At 66.1% G+C, this 14,917-nt stretch carries 16 protein-coding genes; 6 read left to right on the top strand and 10 right to left on the bottom strand.

Features of this window, described 5'->3' with window-relative positions:
- Positions 1-138: 138 nt before the first annotated feature.
- Complete coding sequence (locus RO07_RS26755; RefSeq protein ID WP_257786852.1) at positions 139-264, top strand: hypothetical protein; 126 nt, start codon at positions 139-141, stop codon at positions 262-264.
- Between the two features lie 176 nt (positions 265-440).
- Here the strand turns inward: RO07_RS26755 and RO07_RS22820 are convergent, their stop codons facing one another.
- A complete protein-coding gene (locus tag RO07_RS22820; RefSeq protein WP_039406133.1) occupies positions 441-764 on the bottom strand; it encodes a hypothetical protein in 324 nt (107 codons plus the stop codon).
- A gap of 205 nt (positions 765-969) precedes the next feature.
- On the bottom strand, positions 970-1,263 hold the full coding sequence (locus RO07_RS22815; protein ID WP_039406132.1) for a hypothetical protein: 294 nt from the start codon (positions 1,261-1,263) through the stop codon (positions 970-972).
- Between the two features lie 228 nt (positions 1,264-1,491).
- Between RO07_RS22815 and RO07_RS22810 the strand changes: the two genes are divergently transcribed.
- Positions 1,492-2,004 (top strand): VOC family protein, encoded by a 513-nt coding sequence (locus tag RO07_RS22810; RefSeq protein ID WP_160118096.1) that lies wholly within the window; start codon positions 1,492-1,494, stop codon positions 2,002-2,004.
- A gap of 39 nt (positions 2,005-2,043) precedes the next feature.
- Here RO07_RS22810 and RO07_RS22805 read toward each other — a convergent pair whose 3' ends face one another.
- From RO07_RS22805 to hemA, 5 genes are read right to left on the bottom strand one after another with little or no spacing between them, the layout of a single operon-like run.
- Positions 2,044-2,652 carry a UbiX family flavin prenyltransferase gene (locus RO07_RS22805; protein ID WP_039406131.1) on the bottom strand — a complete coding sequence of 203 codons (609 nt, stop codon included), beginning with the start codon at positions 2,650-2,652 and terminating at the stop codon, positions 2,044-2,046.
- 10 nt (positions 2,653-2,662) lie between these two features.
- The gene (gene grxD / locus RO07_RS22800; RefSeq protein WP_039413376.1) at positions 2,663-2,977 is read right to left on the bottom strand and encodes a Grx4 family monothiol glutaredoxin; all 315 of its coding nucleotides are present in this window, start codon (positions 2,975-2,977) and stop codon (positions 2,663-2,665) included.
- 46 nt (positions 2,978-3,023) lie between these two features.
- Positions 3,024-3,917 carry a peptide chain release factor N(5)-glutamine methyltransferase gene (gene prmC / locus RO07_RS22795; protein ID WP_052266819.1) on the bottom strand — a complete coding sequence of 298 codons (894 nt, stop codon included), beginning with the start codon at positions 3,915-3,917 and terminating at the stop codon, positions 3,024-3,026.
- Positions 3,917-4,999 carry a peptide chain release factor 1 gene (gene prfA / locus RO07_RS22790; protein ID WP_039406130.1) on the bottom strand — a complete coding sequence of 361 codons (1,083 nt, stop codon included), beginning with the start codon at positions 4,997-4,999 and terminating at the stop codon, positions 3,917-3,919. Before prfA ends, prmC begins: the two co-directional genes overlap by 1 nt.
- Positions 5,000-6,286, bottom strand: a complete 1,287-nt coding sequence (gene hemA / locus RO07_RS22785; protein WP_039406129.1) for a glutamyl-tRNA reductase — start codon at positions 6,284-6,286, stop codon at positions 5,000-5,002. It abuts the gene before it with no gap.
- Between the two features lie 310 nt (positions 6,287-6,596).
- Between hemA and RO07_RS22780 the strand changes: the two genes are divergently transcribed.
- The 3 genes from RO07_RS22780 (at position 6,597) to RO07_RS22770 (ending at position 9,007) form a co-directional block, all read left to right on the top strand.
- Complete coding sequence (locus tag RO07_RS22780) at positions 6,597-6,851, top strand: GlsB/YeaQ/YmgE family stress response membrane protein (RefSeq protein WP_039406128.1); 255 nt, start codon at positions 6,597-6,599, stop codon at positions 6,849-6,851.
- A gap of 19 nt (positions 6,852-6,870) precedes the next feature.
- Positions 6,871-7,110 (top strand): GlsB/YeaQ/YmgE family stress response membrane protein, encoded by a 240-nt coding sequence (locus RO07_RS22775; RefSeq protein ID WP_039406126.1) that lies wholly within the window; start codon positions 6,871-6,873, stop codon positions 7,108-7,110.
- 397 nt (positions 7,111-7,507) lie between these two features.
- Positions 7,508-9,007, top strand: a complete 1,500-nt coding sequence (locus tag RO07_RS22770) for an MDR family MFS transporter (protein WP_052266818.1) — start codon at positions 7,508-7,510, stop codon at positions 9,005-9,007.
- Positions 9,008-9,103: 96 nt separating this feature from the next.
- Here RO07_RS22770 and RO07_RS22765 read toward each other — a convergent pair whose 3' ends face one another.
- A complete protein-coding gene (locus RO07_RS22765) occupies positions 9,104-11,551 on the bottom strand; it encodes a penicillin acylase family protein (RefSeq protein ID WP_039406120.1) in 2,448 nt (815 codons plus the stop codon).
- A 206-nt stretch (positions 11,552-11,757) separates the two neighbouring features.
- Here RO07_RS22765 and RO07_RS22760 point away from each other — a divergent pair, with 206 nt between their 5' ends.
- Complete coding sequence (locus RO07_RS22760; protein ID WP_072637134.1) at positions 11,758-12,192, top strand: GtrA family protein; 435 nt, start codon at positions 11,758-11,760, stop codon at positions 12,190-12,192.
- Positions 12,193-12,220: 28 nt separating this feature from the next.
- Here RO07_RS22760 and RO07_RS22755 read toward each other — a convergent pair whose 3' ends face one another.
- Both RO07_RS22755 and RO07_RS22750 read right to left on the bottom strand, forming a co-directional pair.
- Positions 12,221-13,354, bottom strand: a complete 1,134-nt coding sequence (locus tag RO07_RS22755) for a glycosyltransferase family 2 protein (RefSeq protein WP_052266817.1) — start codon at positions 13,352-13,354, stop codon at positions 12,221-12,223.
- Between the two features lie 5 nt (positions 13,355-13,359).
- Positions 13,360-14,664 carry a glycosyltransferase family 87 protein gene (locus RO07_RS22750; RefSeq protein WP_084072764.1) on the bottom strand — a complete coding sequence of 435 codons (1,305 nt, stop codon included), beginning with the start codon at positions 14,662-14,664 and terminating at the stop codon, positions 13,360-13,362.
- Positions 14,665-14,917 lie beyond the last annotated feature (253 nt).

Below are 14,917 nucleotides of genomic sequence, written 5' to 3'. Positions count from 1 at the left end.
TTACGTAACAAAGTGCGACACGTTCCTCGTTTGGCAACCTTCGCTTACACGGCTTACAGACGCGTGATGGGACTGGCTTCGGCACGACGATATAAAGGAAGCGAACGGATGCGCGTTTCCTTTATCAGGAGTCAGACCATGAAGTTAGTCGTTGCTGCCTTGCTGGCCGTCACCCTTGCCGGATGCGTCGTCGTGCCGGCCCGGCCGTATTACGGAGGATATTACGGCGGGTATTACGGGCACCCCTGCTGCTATCGCTATTGATCCTCCCTGGATGCCACAACGCAAAGCGGGAATCCGGTCCACAGGAAAGTCGGGAGGTGAACGAGGCGGCGAGGCGCGACGCTGCGCCGTCAAAAAGGCGAGTCGACGCGAATCAAAGCAAAGCCCCGCAAGGTCTTCACCTTGCGGGGCTTTGTCTTTCTCTTCGTGCGTTGCGATCAGCGATGGTAGTGGCCGTCGCGGCGATCCCAGCCACGACGGTCCCAACCACGGCGATCCCAGTCGCGGTCGTGACGCCAATGTCCCGGGGGCGGTCCGCGCCAGTAATGCGGACGCGGCGCATAGATCACCGGAGGAGGCGGTGTCACGATCATCGGTGCGGGCGCCGCGTAGACGGGCGGCGGAGCGTACACCGGACCCGGCGCCACGATGGCCGGACCGGGGATGCCAATGTTGATCGAGACGTCGGTGCGCGCGAGGGCGCTGCCCGAGGCGAGCGCGGCTGCGATACCGGCAGCGGCGATCCAGTACTGTCCTTTCATCTGTTCTCCTTGTTGGCGACGCGCTCTCTGCTCGGACGAGGTCACGTCGACCTCGTCGTCGGCGTCTGTCCGTGTGCAGGCGCGCGAATCATGAGCCCCGATTCTACGGAGCGCGGACACCGGCCGGTGCTACGGCGGCACTACAGATGTAACAAGGCGTAAGGAAGCCTGCGACGTTCCGAGGCGGACGCGGACCTGCGTACGATCAGCGTCGTTCGTGGTCCCGCGGGGCGAGAAAGCTCGCTGGGCGTCGGCCGCGCCGGGCCGAAGTCGCGAAATACGACGGGCGCCGAAGGTCCTGCGTTGCGTCAGGGGAGCGCCAATAGGGCGTACGCGGCGTGCCGAGCAGATCGCCTGGCCGATGCGGCGAGAGCGGTGGCGCCGACGCGGGCCATGCCACGGCGCGCCAGCGGGCGCCCGCCGGCACGACGAGAACGAGCATGACGAACACGAGCGTCACAACGGTGTAGACGACAACAGGCGAGAGGGTGGTCTCCATGACAAACTCCGGTCGCGAACATGTCACATACAGGGGGTGTGCGGCCTGGCACGCGAAGTGTGGCGTTTTTACTATAGTCCATGCGGCTCCTGCTGACACTCGGTTGCCGACACGCGAGTTGCGAGACTACACTACAAACGCAGTTTCCCGAATGCCGTCGCGTCCGCGCGGCGGCCCGCCGGCGTGCTTCGCCACTTCGCTGCCCGAGGGATCCTGATGACTCAGGCCGTGCTTGACCCCACCTTCGCCGTCGACTCGTCGGCACCGGTGACCCCCGTGGCCATCGATCATGTCGCGCACCCGAGCTACGACGCGACTCTCACTCACCGCTTCTACGTCGACGTCATGGGCTTCCGGCTGGCAGGTGCGCAGACCGGCATGAGCCGTCTTTGGGGTAAGCCCTACCTGCTCGTGAGCTATGAACTGGCTCCCGGCGCGGCGCTTGCCTTCTTCAATTGCGACGGGCTCGCTCCCGCCGATCGTCACGACACGCCCGAGGCACAGATCCACCACGTGGCGCTGCGCGTGCGGGATCGCGAAGGCATCGAGCGCTGGAAGGCGCGGCTCAACGCCTACGAAGTGCCGTTCGCCGTCGAGCGGCATGGCGACGGCGAACATCTCTATCTGCTCGATCCGAACGAAGTCATGCTGGAGCTGTGCGTGCAGACGCCGGAGTCGGCCGCCGGCCAGCTGCAGGGTGCGCTCGAAACGTTACAGCGTTGGGTCGACGGCGTGCGCTAGCCCCGGGCTGTGCCGCACTGCCGACGGATGCCACAGGCCTCAGGCTTCGGCGTCCTTGCCGAGGCCGTCCCAACTCGTGGAGACGGGCGGTGCGATGCCGAACAGATCGATGACGCGTGCGACGGTGTCGTCGACCATGGCGTCGAGCGATGCCGGATGATTGTAGAAGGCGGGAAGCGGCGGGTAGACGATGCCGCCCATCTCGGTGACGGCAGTCATGTTGCGCAGATGCGCGAGATTGAGCGGCGTTTCGCGCACCATCAGCACGAGACGGCGCCGCTCCTTGAGCGTGACGTCGGCCGCACGCGAGATGAGATTGTCGGACAGGCCGTGCGCCACGCTCGCGAGCGTTTTCATCGAGCACGGCGCGACGATCATGCCCGTCGTGGCGAACGAACCACTGGCGATGTTCGCGCCGATCTCACGCACGCTGTGGTACTGATCGGCCAGCGCCTGCACGTCGCCTCGCTCGAGTCCGAGCTCATGGCGCAGGGTCAGCCAGCCGGCGCTCGAGACGAGCAGGTGCGTCTCGACGCCGCCCATCGCGCGCAGGCGCTCGAGCAGACGCACTCCGTAGACGGCGCCGGTCGCCCCCGTGATGGCGACGATCAGACGCGTGGGCGCCGCCGTTCCCGTCGAGCGCGTCATGGGTGCGGAATTACGCGAGTTCGGCGAGGATCTGCTTGAGTTCGCCGCTCTGGTACATCTCCATCATGATGTCCGAGCCGCCGATGAATTCGCCGTTGATGTAGAGCTGGGGAATGGTGGGCCAGTTGGCGAATTCCTTCACGCCCTGACGGATTTCCTCGTCCTGCAGCACGTCCACCGTGAACAGATTGTCGACGCCGCACGCCTTCAGGATCTGCACGGCACGGCCCGAGAAGCCGCACATCGGGAACTGCGCATTGCCCTTCATGAAGAGCACGACCGGGTGGTCGGCGACGATTTGCTGGATACGTTGCTGGGTAGTCATGGTGGAAAGCCCGAGGGGATGCCGGAAAATCGGCGTATCCGCCATTTTAGCGGTTTTCCGCCGTGGCCGTCGGAGCCGTCTCGGGGCGGCGTCCGCCCGTCGTGCGCTCGATGCCGGCCAGATCGCGTTCGGAGAACACGTCGGCGAAGCCTGCCGCGGTGCAAAGCGCGCGCACGTCGGCCGCCTGGTGATAGCCGTGCTCGCACAGCAGCCAGCCACCGGCGACGAGTCGTGCCGGCGCCCCTTTCACGATCGCGCGCAGGGCGGCGAGGCCGTCGGCGTGGTCGGTGAGCGCGTCGACCGGTTCGAAGCGCAGATCGCCTTGGGCCAGATGCTCGTCGCCTGCCACGATGTACGGTGGATTCGAGACGATGACGTCGAACGGCGTGGTGTCCGCCGGCAGCGCCGCGTACCAGTCGCTCGCGAGGAACTGCACGCGCGACAGGCCGAGCTGCCCGGCGTTCTCGCGGGCGACCTCGAGCGCATCGCCCGAACGGTCGAGCGCGGTGACCTTGGCGTCGGGACGTGCATGGGCGATGGCCAGTGCGATGGCGCCACTGCCGGTGCCGAGATCGAGCACGCGCGGCGCCTTGCACCCGGCCAGACGGTCGAGCGCCAGTTCCACCAGCAATTCGGTTTCGGGGCGGGGAATGAGGACGGCGGGGTTGACCGAGAGCGTCAGTCCGAAGAACTCGCGTGTGCCGACCAGATAGGCAATCGGCTCGCCTGCGACACGGCGGGCATGCAGCGCACGATAGACCGCGACCGTGTCGGGCGCGAGCGGCTCGCGGTCGCGCGTGATGAGCTGGGTACGGCTCCAGCCCAACACGTGGGCGAGCAGTACACGCGTCTCCAGCGGTGGCAGGCCGGGTTCGCGCAGCAGCGACGCGACCGTCGCCGGTGCATGCGCCGTGGCGTCCTCACCCGCACCGTGCGGCATCACGCCGCCTCGCCCAGCGACGCCAGCAGTTCCGCCTGATGCTCGGTCACCAGCGCGTTGATCATCTCGTCGAGATCGCCGTCCATGATGTATTCGAGCTTGTAGAGCGTGAGGTTGATGCGGTGATCCGTCATCCGGCCCTGCGGAAAGTTGTAGGTCCGGATGCGCTCCGAGCGGTCGCCCGAGCCGATCAGGCTCTTGCGTGTGGCGGCTTCCTTGGCTTGCTGGGCGCGCAACTGCGCGTCCTTGATGCGCGCGGCCAGCACCTTGAGCGCCTTGTCCTTGTTGCGATGCTGCGAGCGGTCGTCCTGACATTCGACGACGATGCCCGTGGGCAGGTGCGTGATGCGCACGGCCGAGTCCGTCTTGTTGACGTGCTGGCCGCCCGCGCCCGAGGCGCGGAACGTATCGATGCGAATGTCGGCCGGATTGATTTCGACGTCGGCGACATCGTCGGCCTCCGGCATCACCGCCACCGTGCAGGCCGACGTGTGGATGCGGCCCTGCGTTTCCGTGGCCGGCACGCGCTGCACGCGATGGCCGCCCGATTCGAACTTCAGGCGCGAATAGGCGCCCTGACCGACCAGACGAACGATCACTTCCTTGTAGCCACCCAGGTCAGACTCGCTCGCCGACATGATCTCGATCTGCCAGCGCTGACGTTCGGCGTAGCGGGTGTACATGCGCAGCAGGTCGCCCGCGAAGAGCGCCGACTCGTCGCCGCCGGTGCCCGCGCGGATTTCCAGGTAGATGTTGCGATCGTCGTTCGGGTCGCGCGGCAGCAGCATGCGTTGCAGCGTGCCTTCCATGTCGTCCATGCGGGCGCGGGCGTCCGCGGCCTCGGTCTCGGCGAATTCGCGCATTTCCGGGTCGGCGGCCATCTCCTGCGCTGCCGCGACATCGTTCTGGGCTTGACGATATTGCTGGTATTGCGCGACGACCGGTGCGAGCTCGGCGTGTTCGCGCGTGAGCTTGCGGTAGTTGTCCAGATCGCGGGTAACGTCGCCCTGGCTCAATAGCCCATCAAGCTCGACCAGACGTTGCGTCAATTGGTCGAGCTTGGCTTGCATGCTCGCTTTCATCTATTTGTCGACGGATCCCGAGGCGCGGAACAGTTCGGGAATGAGGTGAAGGATCTGCTCGCGCGATTCGCCGCGCGCCGTGTTCAGCGCGTGGGTCGGACCGTGCAGGAATTTCTTCGTGAGGGATTGGGACAGGGCATCGAGCACGGCGGCAGGATCGTCGCCGCGCGCGAGCATGCGCTGGGCACGTTCTAGCTCGGCCATGCGCATGGCCTCGGCTGCGCCGTGGATGTCCCGGATGACCGGCACGACGCTGCGCGCATCGAGCCATTGCATGAAGTGCTGCACGCGCGTCTCGATGATCGCTTCGGCCTGCGCGACCGCGGCCTGACGCAGCGCGTTGCCTTCGCGCACGACCGCGCCAAGATCGTCCACCGTGTACAGGAAGACGTCGGTGAGACGCCCGACTTCCGGCTCGATGTCGCGCGGCACGGCCAGATCGACCATGAACATCGGCTTGTGCTTGCGGGCCTTGATGGCGCGCTCCACCGCACCCAGTCCGATCAGCGGCAGCGTGCTCGCCGTGCACGACACGACGATGTCGAACTCATGCAGGCGCTGCGGCAGCTCCGACAGACGGATGGCGGTGCCGCCCAGACGCTCGGCGAGCTTCTCGCCGCGCTCGGCGGTACGGTTTGCGATGTACAGGGCTTTCGGATTCTGCGCGGCGAAGTGCGTCGCGCACAGGTCGATCATCTCGCCCGCGCCGATGAACAGCACCTTCTGCGTGCTGAGGCTTTCGAAAATGCGCTGGGCGAGACGCACCGCCGCGGCGGCCATCGACACCGAGTGCGCGCCGATCTCGGTCTGGCCGCGCACTTCCTTGGCCACCGCGAACGTGCGCTGGAAAAGCTGGTTCAGATACGTGCCCAGTGCACCGGCCTCGGCGGCGGTGCGCACGGCGTCCTTCAACTGCCCGAGAATCTGCGTCTCGCCGAGCACCATCGAATCCAGGCCACTCGCCACGCGGAACGCGTGACGCACGGCGTCCGACTGGGGCAGGGCGTACAGATGGGGGGCGAGGTCGCTCGCGGGAATGTTGTGGAACTGGGACAGCCAGTGCACCGCGCGCTCGCGGGCGGCGGCGTCGTCGGTCACGCAGTAGATCTCGGTGCGGTTGCACGTCGACAGGATGGCGGCCTCGGGGGCGCTCGAATTGCCGCTGCCGGTCCACAAGCCCTTGAGGGCCGCCAGCGCCGGCTCGATTCGCTCGAACGGAAACGCCACCCGTTCGCGCAGCGAAACGGGCGCCGTGTGGTGATTCAGGCCGAGAGCGAGCAGTTGCATGATGTGGGGGATCTGATAGCCCCGGATTATAACGCGTCGACGCGACGTCCGTTTCGTTGCCTCATTGCCAACGGCCTCAAGGCTATACGGACGCTGCGGCCCCGCAGATTGGCTACCGTGCCTCATCATCGCGCAGCGGCGCGTTTTTGACAAATAGGCATCGCTTATAACCGGCATAGCGCGTCCGGTCGTGCCGGAGGGGCTCGAATGCGGGCGGGAAGCCCGTCCGGTGGGGCGCAACGGGATAGTTGCCGAAACGGTGGGATTCGACGCTATACTGCGTTCGGGTTCCCGTCCTTGGAGACACGTCATGGGCATTATCGGCACCATCGTCGTTGGTCTGATCGTCGGCCTCATCGCTCGCGCCCTACATCCCGGCAGGGATAACATGGGCATCGTCATGACCATCATCCTCGGCATTGCCGGCGCGCTGCTCGCCAAATATGTCGGTCAGTTTCTCCACATCTACGCCGAAGGCCAGTCGGCCGGCTGGATCGCCTCGATCCTCGGCGCCATCGTCCTGCTGGTGATCTACGGCATCGTCAAGCGCAACCGCGCTGCCTGACGCGAACGGGGGTTCAATCATGGACATTATCGTGTTCCTGCTTGTAGGGCTCGTGGCGGGCTGGCTCGCCGGGCTGGTGGTCGGTGGCCGTTACGGTCTCGTGGGCGACATGATCGTCGGCGTGATCGGGGCGTTCATCGGCGGGTGGTTGCTGCACCATCTCGGCGTCGCCCTCGCGCAGGGGATGCTCGGGCGCATCATCACGGCCACCATCGGCGCCATCGTGCTGCTCGTGGTGCTGCGTCTGGTGCGACGATAGGCCGCATCGGCGTCCTGGAAATCGGGACGTCCGGTGTCGCGTGCGGGCAACGTGTGCGGCGACGCATCATTTGTCGCCGCTACCGGCGCTCACGCCGTTTTTTGCGCGTCGAAACCTTCCAAACCCCACCTCCGGGCAGGGTTATCGCTGGCGCGAAGCCGCGTGGCGTAAGGTTTCCCGGGCGCCCCCCGCTCGCGACGGACCGCTTCATACGCGTTTTTCCGCATTCGGCTATGCTTTATTGCATCGCCTGGCCCAAGTCGTCTCGACTACGCGCGCGGCATCTGCCGCTGCGTTCGATCTCCGTCTTCCGCTTCCCGGCGTAGCTGCTGCCTCCGACAGGAGGACGGCGGTCCCCGCAAGTTGTTGCGCTTCATCCCCCAAAATCAAAAAACACATGTCTGCGACACGCAATTCCGTGCGGCCGTTCATCGTGGCATCCGTGATGGCGGCCACGTCGATGGTGGCCATCGAGGCCACCATCATCTCGACGGCCATGCCGCAAATCGTTGCCCAACTCGGTGGTCTGAATCTCTACAGTTGGGTCTTCTCCGCTTTTTTGCTCGCGCAAACGGCCATGACGGTGGTGTTCGGCAAGCTGGCCGATCTCTACGGCCGCAAGCCGGTCATCCTCGTGGGCATCGCCGTGTTCCTGATCGCCTCGCTCGGCGGCGGGCTCGCATGGTCGATGCCCGCGATGATCGCGTTCCGCCTGTTGCAGGGCGTGGGCGCGGCCTGTATCCAGCCGGTCAGTCTGACGATCATTGCCGACTACTACCCCATCAGCGAGCGCGGCAAGGTGCAGGGCTACCTGGCGAGCGTGTGGGCCATCTCGGCGGTGCTCGGGCCGATGCTCGGCGGTCTGATCATTCGCGAGCTGTCGTGGGCGTGGATCTTCTGGATCAACATCCCGATCGGCCTGTTGGCGGCGGCGGGCTTCGTCGCCTATCTGCACGAGGAGGCGCCGCGCCAGCAACCGAGCATCGATGTGCTCGGCGCCGGGTTGTTCACGATCGCCGTGGCGGCGCTGATGATCGCGCTCACCGATGCGAACGCCTTCAGCGATACGCACGTGTGGTCGGGCGTGCTGGTTTGCGTCGTCGCCTCGACGCTGTTCGTCTGGCAGGAACGCCGCGCCAAGGACCCGATGATTTCGTTCGCGCTGTGGAGCCGTCGCCCGATTGCGGCGGCCAACGCGGCGACGCTGCTCTCCGGCATGGTGCTCATGGGCCTGACGACGTTTCTGCCGATGTATGCCCAAGGGGTGTTGCGTCAGACGCCGGTCGTCGCCGGCATGGCGCTCACGATGATCATGGTCGGCTGGCCCATCGGCTCGACGATCGCGGCCAAGACGTTCACCCGGTTCGGCCTGCGCCGCATTCTCGTGGGCGGCAGCCTGCTCATGCCGTTGGGAGGCATCGTGTTCTCGTTGCTCGGCCCGAGCAGTTCGCCGCTGCTCGCCGGTTTCGGCTCATTTCTGATGGGCTTCTCGATGGGCACCGGCAGCGTGAGTGCGCTCGTGTTGATTCAGGAACTCGTCGATCCGTCGCAGCGCGGCAGCGCCACGGCGTCGAACATCTTCTCGCGCAATCTGGGCAGCACGCTCGGCGCGACGCTCTTCGGCGCCGTGCTCAACTTCGGTCTGACGCATTCGAGCGGGCTGGGTCCGGTGACCTCGGACCAACTGCGTCATGTGCTGGAAGACCGCGGGGTATCGAGCGTCGCCGAAGAGGCGATCCGCGCGGTGCTGCAGCATTCGCTGCACCTCACCTTCCTGTCGATCCTGGCGATCTCGGTTGGCGTCGTGCTGCTGCTGTTGCTGGTGCCGACGAACGCCGTCGATCGCACGCGCGGCGCCAAGCGCGAGAAGCCGGAGTTCGCGGCCGGCGGGCATTGACCGATCGAGGCGTCCGCGCGGGGCCATTCACGAAAAACACGGCCGGTCGGGATTTCCCGCCGGCCGTGTTTCATGCATGACTACGAGGTTGTCTGCCTAGCGCGACGCCTCTGGCACCAGATGCAGCCGCGTCTCCGTTTCGGCCTCGACGGCCGTGCGCGAGTAAGGCAGCTTGAAGTACTGGCCGTCGAGCCACTTCTGCGCGAGATCGCGATAGTGCGGGCTGTCCGGATTGCCCGATTCGCCCGGCAGGTTCACCGCGCGCGTGTTGTCCCAGTTGCCGACGTCGACCACGATCCGGAACGACGGGCCGTTGGTCTGGCGGAAGTCGCTCACGCGGTACGTGGACTGGTTCGGCGTGAACGCGCTGCCGCCCTTGGGCAGTGGACCGACGTTGAGCTTGGCGCGCATGTCGGCATCCACGGCGTCGGCGAGCGGATGGGCGTTGAGGTTGGTCTGGAGCTTGCCCCACTGCCACGCGCCGGGGTCGGCGCCCTGGAGCTTGACCATCTCGCCCCAGGCTTCGCCCAGACTCGTGAGCAGCACGGCGTCGCGCTTGGCGGTGGCGTTCTCTCCGAAGCGGGCGGCAGGCCGTTCGAGGGCGTCGAGCATGGGGGCCGGGTCGGGGGCGCCGAAGCTCTCGGCCGCCGCCTTGGGCAGCACGGCGTTCTTGTACGCACGGCCCAGATGGCGGCTGAACCAGACCTCCTCCAGCGCCGCTTGCGCCGAGTCGGCGCGCACTTCGGCGTTCCAGCCCTTGAGCAGGCGCAGCGCGGCGGCCGTTTGCGGATCGTCGCTCGAGAGCGGTGCGAGCAGTGCCGTGAGACGCCGCGCCGGAATCGACACGATGTCGTTCTGCAGGCGCTCCGAGTCCTCGATGGAGACCTTGTCCTTCGCGCGCAGGACTTCGTCGATGCGGGCGTGCCGCGAGCCGTTGGTCCACTCGAAGCCCAGCTTGCGCTCGGCATAGGGATAGCCGGCGGGCATGTTCATTTCGTTGGACGTCGTGAAGTAGCCCGACGCGGGGTTGTACGCCGAGGGCAGTTGATCGCGTCGCCAGAATCCCGCCCACTCGTAGCGGCCGTCGCCGGGCACGGGCATCAGGCCGTCCCAGTTCGGGCGGATCGGTGCCATGCCGCTCGGCACCCAGCCGATGTTGCCGGACGTGTCGGCGTAGACCTGGTTGACGGTCGGCGCGCCCCACGTGTCGAGCGCCTTCTGGAACTGCGCGTAGTTCTTCGCGCGCATGTAGCGCATGGCGTCGAAGTAGGGCGACATGCCGGGCTCGAGCCACGCCGTGCGCACGGCATACGCGCGATGCTTCGCGGCATCGACGTAGATCACCGGGCCGTGCTTCGTGAACTTCAGATCCGTGCGCACCGGGTCGCCGTCGCGCACGGCGATCGTCTCTTGCACCGTGCGCATGGGCACCCACTTGCCGCGATACCGATACTGGTCGGGATTGGCCGGATTCAGTTCGTAGACGTAGAGATCTTCCTGGTCGATGTTGAAGATCGTGAGGCCGAACGCGATGGTGCCGTTGTGTCCGATGGCAACGCCCGGAATGGCGGGCTCGCCCGCGCCGATCAGATCGAGCGTGGGCGTGCTCACCTGCACGATGTAGCGCAGGCTCGGGGCGGCGTAGGCGCGATGCGGATCGTTGGCCATGATGGCGCGGCCCGTGGCCGACTTCTGCGGCGCGATCACCCAGTTGTTGCTGCCTTCGGCCGATTCCGTCGAAACGTCGTACGGGCCGTTCTCGGCGAGCTGCACGATGTCGGCGTCGGCCTTCTGCAACGACTCCCTGGTGATCTTCACGCCTTGCGTGGCCAGATCGAAGACCTTGAGCAGATCGTCGGGCAGGCAGGGGTCGAGCCCCTCGGGCACCTGCGTCTTCCATGCGGGCTGCAGACCGACGCGCACGCTGTCGGCGTCGAGCGACGCCTTGCACACGACCTTCGCGCGCGCGACTTCGCTCTTGAGGTTGCGCGTGAGACCGTGGCTGCGAATGCGCACGATGTCTTCCGCCGTCCACTTCGCCGGCCAGTAGCCGACCTTGCGAAACTCGTAGGGCATCTGGTCGGGATGCGCCGCGAGCCAGCCGATGTAGGCGTTCACGCCGGCGGCGAATGCCTCGGCGGCGGGCTTGGCGTCCGGCCCGTAGCGGCGCCATTCGGTCGCCATGTCGCCGCGGTAGACGAAGCGGCGCGCGGCGTCGTCCTGCGCGACATAGGCGCGGCCGAAGACTTCCGAGAGCTGACCGAGACCCCGGCGTCGCCACAGGTCGATCTGGAACAGCCGGTCGCGTGCGGCGTTGAAGCCCTGCACGAAGAAGCCGTCGCGCTCGTTCGCCGCGAAGATGTGCGGCACGCCGTTGTGGTCGATCAGGATGTCGGCCGGTTGCGAAAGACCGGCGACCGTGAGCGTTTGCGATGCGGGAGATGCGGCCGCGGATGCGGTGTCGGCAGCCTGCACGGTGGCGCTCCACGTCGCGACGGCGAAGGCCAGCATGCTGGCGGCGTGGATGGCGTTGGGGCGTTGCATTGTCTTCCTCCTGTTCTTGTTGAGGGATATCGTTGCTGCGGAGTACCCCGCAATCCTAGACGCATCCCGTTGGCGCGCAACCCATATTCCGGGAAATGGAATAAATTCATGTTCATTGGGGTCTGGCGGCGGGCCGGCGATCCGTGGCGAGCGCGGCCGTCTGTATCGTCAGGCAAACCAACTGCCGTCTTTCACGAGCTTCCGCGATGTCCGATCCGCGCCCTTCGTCCTCCGCCATGCGACGCTTGCGAGCGTCGCCGCACGTGCGCGCGCTCGTGGTGCCGCTCGTGCGCTTCGGCGTGTCGGGCGTGATTTCGACGGCGGTGCACGTAATCGTGGCGATCACGCTGATCGAAGCGTTGGGCGCGGGGTCCGTGCTCGCGAACGCCATTGCCTTCTGCACGGCCACGCCGTGTGCCTACCTGCTCAACACGTTGTGGAGTTTTTCCGCGCGCGTGCACCGCACGAGCCTGGCGCGCTTCGTGTCGGTCTCGGTCTTCGGCCTGTTGCTGACCACTGCCGTGGCGCGCACGGTGGAGTGGTTGGGAGGCAATCACTGGATGGGCATCGCGGCGGTGGTGTTGATCGTGCCGCCGACGACTTTCCTGCTGCATCGCTACTGGACCTACAGGAACGATTGAGCATTGAGGCGGGTACCTGCCCTCTGCCTCAGCGCGAAATGAATCGATGGGCGCGGGCCGCGAACGACTTGCCGCCGTTTGCCTGCGTGCGCATTGCCTTGCGGGGGGACGGGAGCGTCGCACCGGTCTCGTGCAGGTGGCGATGCATGCGGGCGCCTGCGTGTGTCGGCAGATGGCTCACCTTGACGCTCGACTGGTAGCGACGACGCACGAGATACAGCGGCCGTCCCTTCGATTCGTAGTAGATCCGGCCCACATATTCGCCGACCACGCCGATACCGACGAGCTGAATGCCGCCGAGGAACAGCATGCCGACGAGCAACGAGGCGTAGCCGGGCACATCGACCCCGTGAATGATTGTGCGCAAGGTGATGTAGCTGCCATAGGCGAGCGAGAGGAGCGCGAGCGAGACACCGATATACGTCCAGCAGCGCAGCGGCACCGTGCTGAAGCTGGTGATGCCTTCGAGCGCGAAATTCCACAGACGCCAGCCCGAGAACTTCGATTCGCCCGCACTGCGCGGTTCGCGCACGTATTCGACGATCTCCGTGCGGAAGCCGACCCACGCAAAGAGTCCCTTCATGAAGCGATGACGCTCGGGCATTCGCTTGAGCGCCGTGACCACCCGCCGGTCGATCAGTCGAAAGTCGCCGACGTTCTCCGGCAGCTTCACCTCCGACAGGTGGTTGTGAATGCGGTAATACAGACCGGCGGCGACACGCTTCGCGAAGCTGTCGCTCGCCCGGTTCGTGCGTTTGGCGAGCACGACTTCCGCGCCATGCCGCCAGCGCTCGATCATCACGGGAATGAGCGCGGGGGGATCCTGCAGGTCGGCATCGATGGGAATGACGGCGTCGCCCAGCGCTTCGTCGATGCCCGCGCTCAGTGCGGCTTCCTTGCCGAAGTTGCGCGTGAAGTCGATGACGCGGATGCGGGCGTCGGCCCGGCGCAGTGCCAGCAGCGTGTCGAGGGTGGCGTCGGTGCTGCCATCGTTCACGCACACGATCTCGAAACGCGCGTCGGCGATCGAGTCGAGCACGGGCGCCACGGCTCGGTGGAACCTGTCGAGCGCCGGCGCCTCGTTGTGGCAGGGCACCACGAGCGAGATGAGCGGCGTGCCGGGCTTGCCGGACGAATGACGGAGATCGGCGGCGCGGGGCATGGCGATTACCTCGTGAACGCAGGTGTGGTGCCGGTCGGAGGGCGGGCGGCGGCATCGTCGGCGTGGATGTCGAACCTGTCGGAGCGGTCCGGCATATGCGCAAGACGCCGACGCCGGCGGCACAGCATGATCAGCGTGGTCAACGTGATGAATGGCATGAACTGGAAGCCGATGTGCAACACCCCGAACAGACCGAACAGCGGGGTGAGCCAGAGCACGACGAGCCACTCGCGTTCGCCGCGCAGCCAGCCGCGCGCGAGGCCGTCGCGGACATACCAGGCGATGACCAGCGCGAGCAGCGCGAGGTCGTAGTCGTAGAGGTACGGACTCACGAGCGTGCTCGCGCACACGAGCGTGGCGGCGCGCAGCGCGAAGACGCCGGGCCGCCGCCAGAAGTCGATCGTCACCGCCACGGCGCCGATCGCGACGATGCCGTGGATGATGGCTGCGACCACCACGGGCGCGCCGAGCATGCGTGCCGTGATGAAGAACGTCGGCATGCGCGCGATCTGTGCGTTGCCCGTGACGACGTTCTGACGCGCGAAGTCCGCCGCATGCAGGAAGACCGGATACACCTCGATGCCGAAGACCACGGCGGCAAGCGCCGTGGTGAACATCACCGTTGCGATGCAGGCGGCGAGTGCGCGCCACTGACGCGCGCACAGCAGCGCGAGCGGGAACAGTACGGCGACGTGCGGCTTGACGAAGAGCAGGCCGGCGAAGATGCCGGACAACACCGGCCGTCTGCGCAGCAGCACCAGCGAGACGCCGGCGATGGCCGTAGTGTAGAGCGCGATCTGTCCGGCGAGGAGGACGATGAATGCGCCGGGGAAGCCGAGCGTGGGCAGGCGGGCGTCGCCCCACGGGGCGGTGCGCCGCAGCGCCGCGTAATAGACGCCGTAGCCGATGCAGGCGTAGACCAGATACGCGTAAGCGAAGGGCAGCAGCGCGATCGGCGCGAGAAACAACATCATGACCGGCGGGTACAGCCACGGCATGTAGCCGCCCATCTTTCCGGCGTAGGGAAATGCGGCGATTTGCGCGCGGGACATGATCTCGACGTTGTAGGCGTCGAGCGGGTGGCCTTGCAATACGAAGTGGGAGGCACCCCAGAACGGCAGAAAGTCGAGGCCGATGGGGCCGATCTTCGGGTTGGCGACGACGAAGTGCAGATACCACCACACGACGATCACGCCGACGAGGCAAAGCACGCCGGCGCCGCTGTAAAGGCGGATGCGTGCCCGGTCGTCAGACCAGTGCCGGTGTTCGCGCGGCGTTCCTTTAACGGCAGCCGGTGACTTCGATGTCATGCACGAACCTCCCCCTGTCGGCATGCAAACGGCGATTCGACTACGGCGACTGCACAGCGACGGCGTGATGCGGTTTGTCTTTTGATCGATTGTCGCGGGCGGCGCGGGGCAGTCTCAAGCAGGGCATTCCCGGTGTGACGTGAGCGGCGGTGATGTCGTGACGTATTGGCGTAGTGATTCGAATGTCGAGATATCGCGCCCCGCCGCACCGCAATTCCATATTAGACGAGACGCTGTCCGAAAACATTACGTC

This window comes from Pandoraea pulmonicola (assembly GCF_000815105.2).
Lineage (GTDB): Bacteria > Pseudomonadota > Gammaproteobacteria > Burkholderiales > Burkholderiaceae > Pandoraea > Pandoraea pulmonicola.
Note: the sequence above shows the minus strand (reverse complement) of the source record. Positions and strands in the feature narration are given on the sequence as shown.